General features: G+C 63.8%; 11 protein-coding genes. 3 read left to right on the top strand and 8 right to left on the bottom strand.

From position 1 onward, the window contains the following. Positions 1-14 precede the first annotated feature (14 nt). The 8 genes from AB4097_RS08440 to AB4097_RS08475 all read right to left on the bottom strand — a co-directional run bounded on the left by AB4097_RS08440 (position 15) and on the right by AB4097_RS08475 (position 8,743). Positions 15-1,400 (bottom strand): enolase, encoded by a 1,386-nt coding sequence (locus AB4097_RS08440; protein WP_442038407.1) that lies wholly within the window; start codon positions 1,398-1,400, stop codon positions 15-17. Positions 1,401-1,404: 4 nt separating this feature from the next. Further along, positions 1,405-2,229, bottom strand: a complete 825-nt coding sequence (locus tag AB4097_RS08445; RefSeq protein ID WP_442038409.1) for an ABC transporter ATP-binding protein — start codon at positions 2,227-2,229, stop codon at positions 1,405-1,407. A gap of 17 nt (positions 2,230-2,246) precedes the next feature. Next, the gene (locus AB4097_RS08450) at positions 2,247-3,254 is read right to left on the bottom strand and encodes an ABC transporter substrate-binding protein (protein WP_442038411.1); all 1,008 of its coding nucleotides are present in this window, start codon (positions 3,252-3,254) and stop codon (positions 2,247-2,249) included. Positions 3,255-3,293: 39 nt separating this feature from the next. After that, complete coding sequence (locus tag AB4097_RS08455; protein ID WP_442038413.1) at positions 3,294-4,100, bottom strand: ABC transporter permease; 807 nt, start codon at positions 4,098-4,100, stop codon at positions 3,294-3,296. A 221-nt stretch (positions 4,101-4,321) separates the two neighbouring features. Continuing rightward, the gene (locus AB4097_RS08460; RefSeq protein ID WP_442038415.1) at positions 4,322-4,963 is read right to left on the bottom strand and encodes a TetR family transcriptional regulator; all 642 of its coding nucleotides are present in this window, start codon (positions 4,961-4,963) and stop codon (positions 4,322-4,324) included. A 293-nt stretch (positions 4,964-5,256) separates the two neighbouring features. Next, positions 5,257-6,714 carry an FAD-binding oxidoreductase gene (locus AB4097_RS08465; RefSeq protein ID WP_442038417.1) on the bottom strand — a complete coding sequence of 486 codons (1,458 nt, stop codon included), beginning with the start codon at positions 6,712-6,714 and terminating at the stop codon, positions 5,257-5,259. A gap of 62 nt (positions 6,715-6,776) precedes the next feature. Continuing rightward, positions 6,777-7,715, bottom strand: a complete 939-nt coding sequence (locus AB4097_RS08470) for a dihydrodipicolinate synthase family protein (protein WP_442038419.1) — start codon at positions 7,713-7,715, stop codon at positions 6,777-6,779. Positions 7,716-7,762: 47 nt separating this feature from the next. Next, a complete protein-coding gene (locus AB4097_RS08475; protein WP_442038421.1) occupies positions 7,763-8,743 on the bottom strand; it encodes a Bug family tripartite tricarboxylate transporter substrate binding protein in 981 nt (326 codons plus the stop codon). 351 nt (positions 8,744-9,094) lie between these two features. On the opposite strand from AB4097_RS08475, the gene AB4097_RS08480 reads away from it, so the two are divergent. From AB4097_RS08480 to AB4097_RS08490, 3 genes are all read left to right on the top strand, one after another. Beyond that, positions 9,095-9,883, top strand: a complete 789-nt coding sequence (locus AB4097_RS08480; RefSeq protein ID WP_442038423.1) for a FadR/GntR family transcriptional regulator — start codon at positions 9,095-9,097, stop codon at positions 9,881-9,883. Between the two features lie 120 nt (positions 9,884-10,003). Beyond that, positions 10,004-11,725, top strand: coding sequence for an L-arabinonate dehydratase (gene araD / locus AB4097_RS08485; protein ID WP_442038425.1), 1,722 nt, complete (start codon positions 10,004-10,006; stop codon positions 11,723-11,725). Positions 11,726-11,786: 61 nt separating this feature from the next. After that, positions 11,787-12,845: an aldose epimerase family protein gene (locus tag AB4097_RS08490; protein ID WP_442038427.1), complete on the top strand. Its 1,059-nt coding sequence runs from the start codon at positions 11,787-11,789 to the stop codon at positions 12,843-12,845. The last annotated feature ends 7 nt before the right edge of the window (positions 12,846-12,852 follow it).

Below are 12,852 nucleotides of genomic sequence, written 5' to 3' on the forward strand. Positions count from 1 at the left end.
ATGAATATCTCCTATCAAAGACGATGTTGTGCGAGCGGAACGAGACTGCTCCAGTCGGGCTCTGCCCCGCTGGCGAAACCTGGAGCGGACAAGAGAGAGGCGGTCGGGAGCGATCCGCGCTCGAAGGCAAGGCCCATGCGGTCGCCCTGCTTCCGGTAGAGGTCGGGATGCGCGGCCGCAAAGCGCGCCGCTTCCGCAGCCGGTGCGGAGCCGAAGCCCTCGACGTAGTGATGTCCGTTACGCTCGGCATGGGTCAGGCCGAGCGTCGCGACGAGCGCTGTGTCCTGCTGGATCCCAAGCCCAACCTGGCACGTGAGATCCTCGGCGGAGACGAAGAACCTGGCCTGCTGCGCCTCGTTCAAGGCAGAGACGCGGACGGCATTCAGGACGGACTTGTAGAACCCCTTGCAGGCCTTCGAGGACACGCCCTGATAGCCGAGTTCCACCGCGCGAGGGAAGGCATCGTAATCGCCATCCGCCTCGTCGATGATGAACGGGATATCGCTCGCGAGGTCGCCCAGGGGCGCGGCGAAGGTCCCTGCCCGGTCGAAGGGCTGCTCGATATAGAGAAGATGCTCGCGGAAGGCGCGTAAAGGGCCGCCGCTCATGGCCTGGAGCAGAACCCGCAGACGCTGCGGATCGTACTGCTCGTTGGCGTCGAGGGTGGCGCGATAATCGGGGACGTGCCGCGACAGGAGATCGTGAATCGCCTGCAGGCGCGCGATGTCCGCATCGGTATCGCCGCCGATCTTGATCTTGAAGAGCCTCAGGTTGGCCAGCCGGATCTCGTCTTCGAGACCCCCGGCGCCGTCGAGGGAATCAAGCAGCCCCACCGTATGCCGCAGCAGGACATTTCCAACCGGCTGAAGGCCCAACAGGAAGGACCGGATGCGCTCCTCGGCGAGATCCGGACTCTGCCGTGCGTCGATACCAAAGACATTCTGGCGCAGGCCTTCGGCGAAGTTGAGATTCAGCGCCTTGAGGATCGCATCGGCGACCGCCTTGTCGACGAGCGCGGGTCCGAAGGAGGCGACGAGACCGGGCAACCCGTGATCGGCGGCCCACATCTTCTGAGCCGAGAAGCCGCGCGCGTGGTGGCCGAAGGCCGTGTCCCAGTCCTGAGACTGCGCGTAGTTTCGCGCGGCCTCGCCGAGGCTTGCCTTCAGATCTGCGATCGTGTCCTGCGGAGACTTGGCCGGGTTCTTGTCGAACCATTTCGGCATCATCATCTCGGCCGTCACGCCGGTCGCGGTGCCGGCGCCTTCCACCTCGACGACGACCCGCACGAAGGCCTGGGGCGCCTCGTCGACGGTGACGAGCCCGAACCGGAACGGCCGCGCGAAGCGCATGGGACGTTCGAAGGCCTCAATCTCGCGGAAGCGAAGCCGGGTGCCTGACATGGTCCTAGTCCAGGTGACCGCGGGCGTAGAAATGCGCGCGGATTTTTTGCGTGAGATCGACGAAGGTCGGGTGCCCCATGATCTCAAGATTGCGCGGACGGGGCAGCGTCACATCGTAGATGGCGGCAATCGCACCCGGCCGTTCCGACATGACGACCACGCGGTCGGCCAGGAACACCGCTTCGGGAATCGAGTGGGTGATCAGGAGGATCGTCTTGCCGGTCTCGTGGTGGATGCGCTGCAGTTCGAGATTCATGCGTTCGCGCGTCATGGCGTCGAGCGCACCGAAGGGCTCGTCCATGAGCACGATCTTCGGATCGTGCACCAGAGCACGGCAGATCGCGGCGCGCTGCTGCATGCCACCGGAAAGCTGCCAGGGATACTTGTTCTGGAAATCCTCGAGACCCGCCATGGACAGGAGCTTGCGGGCGCGGGCGAGATGGCTCTGACGGTCGAGCTTGCGCACTTCGACGGGCAGCATCACGTTGCGCAAAACCGAGCGCCAGGGCAGCAGCACCGGGCTCTGGAAGACGATGCCCACGTCGTCCGGCGGCTCCCGGACGGCGACGCCGCCGATCTGGACCTCGCCTTCGGTCGGCGGAATGAGGCCGGCCACCAGCTTCAGGAGCGTGGACTTGCCGCAGCCCGAGGGCCCGACCACGGCGACGAACTCGCCTTCGGTGATGTCGAGATCGATCGGCCGCAGGGACGGCACGTCGCCGCCCCGGGTGCGATAGGTTTTCGCGAGGTTGCGAATCTCGATCATGTTGCGAGGCGCGGACGCCTCGCTCTTGGGTTCGTTGCCGGGTATGACACGAAGATGTGCCATGGCGTGCGCAGCCCTGCTCACTGGGTGGCCTTCGGCAGGAAGTCGCGGGTGTAGAACGCCTTCGGGTTCTCCTTGGCCGAAGGATCGAGGCCACCGTACTCGATGAGCAGGTTTACGGTCTCGGCCATGTTGGCATCGGTGACGTTGAACGGACGCTGGTCCTTGGTCTCTTCCGTGCGGTAGAGCGGGATCGTCAGCTCGAAGCCCTCCTGCAGCGTATCGGGCTTTCCGGCCTTCGGCAGGGCCTTGAGCACGGCCTGCGTCGCCTCGGCCGGAGCCTTCTCGGCGCCTTCGATGGCTTTGGTGGTCGCGCTCATGAAGCGGCGCACGAGGTCCGCCTTGTCCTTCAAGGTGTCCTTGTGGGCGATGATGCCGGAGGACACGAGGTTGACGCCATAATCGGCGAACATGATCGGCGTGACGTTCTTGCCCGTCGCGTCCTTGATCTTCATGCTCTGGTCCATGACGTAGCCGAGGAGCACGTCGGCCTGGCCGTTGATGACCGCGTTGAGCTTCGTCTGCGCGTCACCGGACACGATGCGCATCTCGCTTTCCTTGAGGCCCGCCTTCTTCAGGAAGAGCGGCCAGATCTGCGACATGGAATCGCCCGGCGTCGTCGCAACCGTCTTGCCGCGCAGGTCCTCGGCCTTGCGGATGTTCTTGTCGGAGAATCCCATCACCGACATGGGGTTCTTCTGCAGCAGCACGCCGGGGGACGTGACGGGAGCGCCCTTGACGGCAGCGCGGATCATGGTGGGCACGTCCGCATAGGCGAAGTCGACCGTCTTGGCCGCCACCGCCTGCACGGTCACGGCCGAGCCGCGTCCTTCCTGAATTTCGAGATCGATCCCTTCTGCGGCGTAGAGCCCCTTCTCCTTGCCGTAGAAGAACGGCGCATGCTCGCCATAGACGTACCAGTTGAGCATCAGCACGACCTTGTCCGCGGCCTGCGCCGGCAGCGACACGAAGGGCATGAGAGCCGTGGCGGCGAAGAGGGTGGCTTTCAGGAACGTACGTTTCTTCATGGACTTCCTCCGTTTGTATGTGGGCTCCGCCTTTATGGTTCAGGCGGTTGCTGCAAAGTCGTGCCGCTGGCTGGCGTGCCACGGCACGGTGAAACGCTCGACGAGATCGATGATCCAGAAGAGGATGACGCTGATCATCGCCAGGATGACGAGGGCCGCGAACATGGTCGGCAGCTCGAAATTGCCGATGGACCGCTGGAGCACGAAGCCGATGCCGGAATTGGCGCCGACGAATTCACCGACGACGGCGCCGACGACGGCCAGCGTGACGGAGACCTTCAGGCCGGAAAAGATCGCCGGCAGCGCGTGTGGCAGGTTGACCATAGTGAAGGCCTGGAGGCGCGAGGCCTTCATGGAGCGCACGAGGTCACGCATCTCGGGATCGAGGGACTTGAAGCCCTGCACGCCGGCGACGACCACGGGGAAGAAGCCGAGCAGGAAGGCCGAAATCACCTTCGGGGCCATGCCGAAACCGAACCATACCACGAAGAGCGGCGCCACCGCGACCTTGGGGATCGACTGGGAGAAGACGAGCAGCGGATAGACGTAAGATTCGACCGTTCGCGAGCCCGCAATGAGCATCGCAATCGGAATGCCGAACAGGGCGGAGAGGAGGAATCCACCGAGCGTGGCAGTCGTGGTGGGAACGGCTTCCCGGAGCAGCATGCCACCCTCGTTCCAGAAGGCGATTGCTACGTCCTTCGGCGGCGGGATCAGATAGGCCGGGATCGCAAAGATGCGGACCGTAAGATCCCAGAGCACGACCGTCAGGACAAGAAGCCCGAACGGCTTGATCCAGGCGGAATTGAGCAGATTTTGACTGGCGCGCGCGAGCTTCGACGTCATGCAGCGTCTTCCTCTCGAGCAAATGGCATTCTGACGGGATCAGAATGCCTGCTCTCTCTTCGATCGAGCATCGATCTTCGCGAAGAACCGGTTCCCACTTCTTCACACGACGCTCTAGGGCGTTTCCAAAGGGCGAGTTTCGGCGGCTCGAGCCGCTCTATGTAACTACCTGGTTAATTAGATGCCCGGTTGTCGGACATGTCAAGCGATCTTTGGAAAATTCAGGCGCGCACACCCGCTAGGACAAAATCGACCACATGGTCGATGCGCTCCTTCATGGCCGGCGGAGACAGAAGCTCACGGCCGAAGGCCACGGACAGGGTATAAACGTTCGACAAATAGAAGTAGCACAGCCCGGCGATCGACACGTAAAGCTGGACCGGGTCGATGCCGCGGCGGATGATCTTGGCTTTTTCGCCCCGCTTGAGGATGACGCCGATCGTCTCGATGACCGGGGAGTTCATGGTATGCACCTGGGTGGATTTCTTCAGGTGCGCGGCGCGATGCTGGTTCTCCGCGTTGAGCAGCATCATGAACTCGGGATACTGGACGAAATAATTCCACGTGAAACGCACGAGTTCCTCGAGCGCCTGCAGGGGCGAAAGCTCCTCCAGGTGCAGCTCGCGCTCGGCGGCGCGGATATGGTCGTAGGCCGCTTCGAGGGTCGCGAGAAACAGCGCTTCCTTGCTCCCGTAATAATAGTAGAGCATGCGCTTGTTGGTGCGGGCCGCCTCCGCGATCTGGTCCACGCGCGCGCCGCCATAGCCGTGGCCGGCAAACTCGGCCGTCGCAGCTTCGAGGATGCGCCGCTTGGTCGCCTCGGCATCTCGGACGGCTTGCTTGCTGACGACGGGGGCGTTCATGAAGCTCCAGATTTCTGCGGGTCGAGGGCAGTCGGCTCGCATTGCAGGTTTTGATGTTGTTACCTCAATCGCCATCAAAACGAAACGGCTGCGGCGAAATGCATGGTTTCGAGCTTAGAGTCCGACGCGCGATCTGGCCTTTCCTTGAGCCCTCATTCTGAGGAGCTTTAGCTCCGTCTCGAAGGATCAGGGCGCCTCCAGGGCTCTCTGGATCCTCCTTCGAGACGCCTGCTCCGCAGGCTCCTCAGGATGAGGTGAGAGTTTGATCGGCCGACCTCTTTTGACGATCTCCCTCAACCCTTCTTCCCCATAGGCAGGGCCGGCGGCAGATCTCCCTCGAGGGCGACCACTTTCCCTGGATTGAGGATGTTCTGCGGGTCGAGTGCCCGCTTCAGCGTCTTCATCAGGTCGAGCGCCACCGGATCCTTGTAGCGCGCCAGCTCGTCCCGCTTGATCAGGCCGATTCCATGCTCGGCGGAGATCGATCCGTTCATGGCGTGCACGATGTCGTGGACGATCCGGTTGAAGCGCTCCCATTGGGCCAGGAACAGCGCCTTCTCCATGTCGACGGGCTGGGTCAGGTTGAAATGGATGTTGCCGTCGCCGAAATGGCCGAAGGCGCAGACGCGCACTCCCGGAAGAGCTTCCTCGCAGGCCCGGCTCGCCGTGACGATGAAATCCGCAACAGCCGAGACTGGCACGGAAATGTCGTGCTTGATCGAGCCTCCTTCGAGTCCCTGCACGTCGGAGAGGCTTTCGCGCAGGTGCCAGAGGGCCGCGTTCTGAGCCTCGCTCGCGGCGATGGTCGCGTCTTCGATGGCGCCTTTCTCGAAGGCGCTTCCCAAGGCCTTTTCCAGGAGCTCGCGCAGGTCGAGATCGGGATCGGGGGACGCGACTTCGATCAACGCATAGGCGGCATGGTCGCCGCTCAAGGGGCGGACCGCGCCGGAGGCGTGCCTCAGAACGATGTCCAGCGCGAAGCGTGGCATGAACTCGAACGCCGTAAGCTCATCGCCGATGGTCTGGCGCAGGCCTTCGAAAAGATCGAGGGCGGCATGCGGCGAGGCGCAGCCGATGAAGGCCACCACGCGTGTCTTCGGTTTCGGAAAGAGCTTCAGCACCGCCGCCGTGATGATGCCGAGGGTCCCCTCCGAACCGATGAAGAGATTCTTCAGGTCGTAGCCCGTGTTGTCCTTGCGCAGGCTCTTCAGGCCGTTCCAGATCCGGCCATCGGCGAGGACGACTTCGAGCCCCAGAATCAGCTCGCGGGTATTGCCGTAGCGCAGGACGTTCACGCCGCCGGCATTGGTCGAGATGTTGCCGCCGATCCGGCAGGATCCCTCGGACGCCAGGGAGAGCGGGAAGAGGCAATCGACCTCTTCCGCCGTGTCCTGAATGGTCTTCAGGATGCACCCGGCCTCGACGATCATGGTGGCGTTGAAGGGGTTGATCTCGCGGATGCGGTCGAGCCTCGCGAGGGACAGGACGATGCCCGTATGCGGCACCCCTCCCCCGACGAGCCCGGTATTGCCGCCCTGCGGCACGACGGCGACCTTCGCCTTGGCGCATTCCTGCACCACGAAGGCGACTTCCTCGGTGCTGCCGGGACGGACCACCGCCAGGGCCGTGCCGCGATAGAGCTTCCGCTCTTCGAAGAGGTAGCTCTCCATCCCGGCGGGATCGGCGATGACGTGCTTTTCTCCCAGGCGTGCGGAGAGCACGCCCAGGAGATCGGAGTGAGTTTCAGGCATAGGGGCACAGACGCTTTGCATGCTGCCGGCACGGGGCCGGCTGACCGATGATGCCGGCCAGATTACGCAGCAGCGGCCTGCTGTCGAGCGGTCATTTCCGCCGCGAGAAGCGCCTTGGCGGCTTCCCTGATGTCGCCATGAACCGCCGGATCGGCCTCGGTGAGAAGCGGCAGGATCGGCCCCATATCGGCCACGCCCGAAAGGGACACGGCGGTGTGGAGGACCCGGATCGCGTTGTGGCGCTCACGGAGGGCTTCGAGCGGCAGGAAGATGTCCAGCAGGCGCCGGGCCTCGGCCTCGTCGCCGCGCTTCAGCGCATGGAGGAAGGACATGGACAGATGGGGCGCGATGCAGACGCAGCCTGCCGTGAAGCCCGCGAGCTTGAAATGCGTGAGATGCGGCAGCGCCGGCGGCTCGCCGAAGCCGCTGACGATGCGCTCCGCGCCGACCGCGTCGATGAGCTCCTGCAGGTAGGCATCCTGGGTCAGGTCGGTGCGCGGAACCGCATACTTGATGCCGAAGACTGCGCCCTGCTCAACGAGCTTCGCCATCGCCTTGGCGGGAACGTATTGGTCGGTCTTGATGTAGACGATCAGCGGCACGCCGGAGCGATCCACGAAATCCTGCAGCCCGCGCACCACGCCGTCCGGCGTCTGCGGCGCGATCATCGGCAGCGCCATGGCGACGGGATAGCGGCGGCTCTTGAGGATCGCCGCCTCGTCGACGAGCTTGCCCCAATCGGGCCCGACCGATGGGATCAGCCACGTGCTGTCGGCCACCGATTCCTCCAGGCCGTCGAGCCATTCGGCGAATTTCGACACCGGCCAGTTATGGACGTTGGCGTTGCCGCCATAGAGCAGCGTCGACACGCCGCCGGCCTCGAGATGGCGGATCAGCTTCGCATTGGCGTCCCGGTTGATCTCGAAATCGGCCGTCAGGGCGAATGGCGGAACCGCCAGGACGGAGCGGGCAAGGTGAGAGGTCTCGATGGTCGTCAGCATGGATATTGTCTCTCTGTTTTCAGGGTCGGTTCTGCGCGGGTGGGCTGTTACTGGCCGATCTGGATGCCGACGGTCTTGACGACCTCGGACCATTTCCGCCGCTCGCTCTGGATGTATTCGGCGAATTGCTTCGGGGTCATCGGCGCCGTCGTCGAGGCCATTTCGGCCGCTTTCTTCTGGATCTCGGGCTTTTCGAGAATCGTCTTCACATCGGCCGCGATGGTGTCGACGATGGCCTGCGGGGTGCCGGCCGGCGCCCACAGGCCGTTCCAGGAGGTCGCATCGAAACCGGTTAGAGTCTCGGCGACCGCCGGGATCTCCGGGGCCTGCTGGCTGCGCTCGGGGCTGGTGACGGCGAGCGCCCGCACGGTTCCACCCTGCGCCTGGGGCCAGGCGATGGTCATGTTGTCGAAGGCAAGGTCGATATGCCCGCCGATCAGGCCATTGACGATGTCCTGGGAAGAGCGGAACGGCACGTGGGTCATCTTGGCACCGGTCTTGAGCTGGAACAGTTCGGCCGCGAGATGCTGCGACGTTCCGGCCCCCGACGAACCGTAGTTCAGCTTGCCGGGGTTCTGCTTGGCGTATTCGACGAATTCCGCAAAGGTCTTCACCGGGATCTTGGGGTTCACCACCAGGAGATTGGGAAGCTTGGCCAGGGCCGTGATCGGAACGAAGTCCTTCTCGGCGTCATGGGGAAGATTCTTGTAGAGGAACGGGTTGATCGCATGCGTGCTCACCGTGCCGACGAGAAGCGTATGGCCGTCGGGCGCGGCCTTGGCGACGGCCGTCGTGCCGATATTGCCGCCGGCGCCGGGGCGATTCTCGATGATGAAGGGCTTGCCGTATTTGGCATGAAGCTGCTCGGCCACGATCCGGGCGAACAGGTCGGTCGTTCCGCCCGGGCCGAACGGCACGACGATCGTGACCTGCTTCTGCGGCCAGTCCGGAGCCTGCGCCTGCGCGGAGCCGAATCCAGCCCCTGCGCCGAGGAGCGAAAGGCCTATCGCGGCGAGCCATGTCTTCATGCGTTCTCTCCCTGATTCCGTTTTGTTGAGCTGAGGCGCCGGAACTGCGATATATCTTGTATGGCAACATACAAATTTTGACAAGCGTGTCGCATCCGTGCACACTCGTCTCCCAGAGGCGGGTTTCCACCAGGGAAAGCTGCTGTAATAACGATTTCTTTTGACTTGGGAGATGCTGGCAAGGTAGTGAGACATACGACAAGTTGGCCTACCGGACCGGGCACATCCGCGTGTGGCCGGCCGAAGCTCCGGAACCCGGCGCGGGGCTTGACGGATCGCTTTCGAACCAATCGGAAGCAGCATCCAGACGTCTTTCAATCTCAACGCCTTGCAAGAGGCATCAACGGCTCCATGAACGAACGCTCCTTCCTCTCCGATCTGTCCCTCAACACCGTCGCTCGCAAACGAAATCTCGTGAGCGATCTGGCGGAAGCGATCTCCCGCGAGATCGCCGAAGGGCGGCTGCAGGCGGGCGATCGTTTGCCGACCGAGGCAGAACTCGCCGCCGCCGCCGGCGTCAGCCGCACCGTGGTGCGCGAGGCCGTGGCGGCGCTGAAGGCGGCCAAGCTCGTCCAGACCCGGCAAGGTGCCGGCGCCTTCGTGCTCCCGCCTCCGCCGAAATCGGATTTCTTCGCGTCCCTCAGCAACGGCGAGGTGGATGACATCCTGGCCATGCTGGAACTGCGCCTCGCCGTGGAAGTGGAAGCCGCGTCTCTTGCGGCCGTACGCCGGACGGACGAGGAGATGGAGGCGCTCGACAGAGCCTTGGAGAACATCGTCAAGGGCGAGGATTACGGCATCGCGGCGGATCTCGAATTCCACCGCATCCTCGCGGGCGCCACCAAGAATCCCTACTTCGCGCGCTTCCTCGACTTCCTCGGGGAGTTCGCCGTCCCCCGCCGCTCCGGCCAGTTGGAATCAGTGGGTGTGGACCAGCGCCAGCGCGACTATCTCGGCGTGATCGAACGCGAGCACAGGGCGATCCGGGATGCCATCGCCATGGGCGACTCGAACCTCGCCGCTGCCATGATGCGCGCGCACTTGGCCAACAGCCGTAACCGCTATTCGGCCCGGATGCTGCAGGCATCCGCCAAGCCCGCGCCCAAGGTTGCGAACGCCCGCTCCGCCGCCAAAGCTTGATTCGACACGCCCGACAAAAGGGTCGGCTGCACTTGACAGCCGGCCCTAAAACGGCGACGAATTTTCAAAGTTGTATGACATATGGCTTTTGCGCTGTCAGGCGCGGGGAGTGAAACAAGAATGGCCAAGCGATCGCCCGAGCAATTGAGAAGCTACCGCTGGTTTGGCGTCACCGATCTGCGCTCCTTCGGGCATCGGTCCCGGACGCTTCAGATGGGCTATGCGCGTGAAGACTTCATGGGCAAGCCGGTGATCGCGATCATCAACACCTGGAGCGACATCAATCCCTGTCACTCGCATTTCCGTGCGCGTGTCGAGGACGTGAAGCGTGGCGTCTGGCAGGCGGGCGGCTTCCCCATCGAGCTTCCCGCAATGTCGTTGTCGGAGAATTTCGTCAAGCCGACCACGATGCTCTACCGCAACTTTCTCGCGATGGAAGTAGAGGAGCTTCTGCGCTCCCATCCGGTCGACGGCGCGGTGCTCATGGGCGGCTGCGATAAGACGACGCCCGCCACCGTCATGGGCGCGATCAGCATGAACCTGCCGATGATCTTCATGCCGGCCGGCCCCATGATCCGCGGCCACCATGCCGGCACGATCCTGGGCTCCGGGTCCGACATCTGGAAGTACTGGGCCGAGAAGGAAGCCGGCACCATCACGAACCAGCAATGGAACGACATGGAGGCCGGCATCGCGCGCTCGCCCGGCACCTGCATGACCATGGGCACGGCCTCCACCATGACGTCCATCGTCGAGACACTGGGCCTGAGCCTTCCCGGCGCAGCCTCCATTCCGGCGGTCGACGCCGCCCATCCGCGCATGGCGAGTCTCACCGGCCGCAAGATCGTCGAGATGGTGTGGAACGATCTGAAACCCAGCGACATTCTCACGCGGCGCTCGTTCGAGAACGCCCTGATGGTTCACAATGCGCTCGCCGGTTCGACGAACGCGATGATCCATCTCGTGGCCATGGCGGGCCGCGCCGGCATCGAGGTTTCGCTGCAGGACTTCGATGATTTCGCCCAGAAGGTGCCGGTGATCGCCAATGTGCGCCCCTCGGGTGAATGGCTGATGGAAGACTTCCATATCGCCGGCGGCATTCGCGGCCTTCTCTCGCGCCTCGAACCGCTGCTGCATCTCGACGAGCGCACCGTCTCCGACACCCTGCGCGACGCCCTGGACGGTGCCGCCGTCTACAACGACGACGTGATCCGTCCGCTCGACAAGCCGATCGCGGCCTCCGGCGGAACCGCCATCCTGCGCGGCAATCTGGCCCCGAAGGGTTGCGTGATCAAGCCGCCTGCGGCGGAACCGCGCCTGCTGCAGCATACCGGCCCCGCCATCGTGTTCGACACCTATGACGAGATGACGAAGGCCGTGAACGACCTCGACCTCGACGTCACACCCGACCACATCATGGTCCTGCGCAACGCCGGACCCATCGGCGGACCGGGCATGCCGGAATGGGGCATGCTGCCGATTCCGAAGAAATTGCTGAAACAGGGCGTGCGCGACATGCTGCGCATCTCCGATGCGCGCATGAGCGGCACCAGCTACGGCGCCTGCATCCTGCACGTCTCGCCCGAAGCGCATATCGGCGGTCCGCTCGCAGCGGTGCGCACGGGTGACCTGATCACCGTCGACGTGCCGAACCGCTCGATCCACCTTCATGTGAGCGACGAGCAGATCAAGGACCGCCTACGCACCTGGTCGCCGCCGCCGCGCGACTATCCGCGTGGCTACAACAAACTCTTCGCCCAGCACATCCGCCAGGCGGATGAGGGCTGCGACTTCGACTTCCTGGAAGGATCCGGCGGCGTGCCGGAGCCCGAGATCCACTGATCCTCCCCCTGGCCGGCAGTGCCGTCGCAACGCGGCGCTGCCGGCATTTTTGCGTCAGCTCATGAGCATCAAGACATCCACCTTCGGCACCATCGACGGCAAGCCGGTCGAAGCCTTCGACATCGAGGCGGGCCAGGTCCGCGCCACGATCATCACCTATGCGGCGGCCCTGAGCCGGCTGTTCATTCCCGACGGCGACGGGCGGCAGGCCGACATCGTCCTCGGCTATGACGATCCTGAATCCTACGTTCAGAATCGTGGCTCGGCAGGCGCGATCTGCGGCCGCTACGCCAATCGCATCGCCGATGCGCGCTTCATACTCGACGGTCAGACTAATTCCCTCTCGCCGAACGAAGCACCGAACCACATCCATGGCGGCTTTCGCGGCTTCAGCAAGAGGATCTGGACCGGCGAAGCCGACACGGCGAACAAGGCCGTGCGCCTGACATTGCAGCGGCCCGACGGCGACGAGGGCTATCCGGGCGCCGTCACCACGTCGGTCACGTACCGGCTGACCGACGAGCCCGCACTCGAAATCGTCATGGAAGCGACGACCGATTGTCCGACGATCGTGAACCTCGCCTATCACGGTTACTGGAATCTCGCCGGTCACGATTCAGGACATGTCCGCGACCAGCATCTCCTGATCGACGCCGATCATTATACACCCGTCGGCCCCGGCAAGATCCCGACCGGCGAACGCGCGCCCGTCGCCGACACGGCCTTCGACTTCAGGACGTCACGGCCCATCGGCGCGGTGATCGACGATGCGGCGCAGCTCCCGGAAACCGGCTACGATCACAACTTCTGTCTCAACGACAATGGCCAGCCTCTGCGACGCGCCGCGCGTGCGGTCGATCCCGTCTCACGCCGGGGACTGGAGATCTGGACCAACCAGCCGGGCGTTCAGTTTTACACGGCCAACCATTTCGGCAAGGTCCCGGCCATCGGCAAGGGCGGCGCCGTCTATGACAGGCATGCCGGCTTCGCGCTCGAGACGCAGAATTTTCCGAATGCGCCGAACATCCCGCACTTCCCTTGCGCCGTGCTGCGTCCCGGCGAAACATACCGGCACGTGATGCGGATTCCGTTCTTTGTTATTCAGGACACGATGGTCTGAGATCTCG

The organism is Microvirga sp. 2MCAF35, from assembly GCF_052115545.1.
Classification (GTDB): Bacteria; Pseudomonadota; Alphaproteobacteria; order Rhizobiales; family Beijerinckiaceae; genus Microvirga.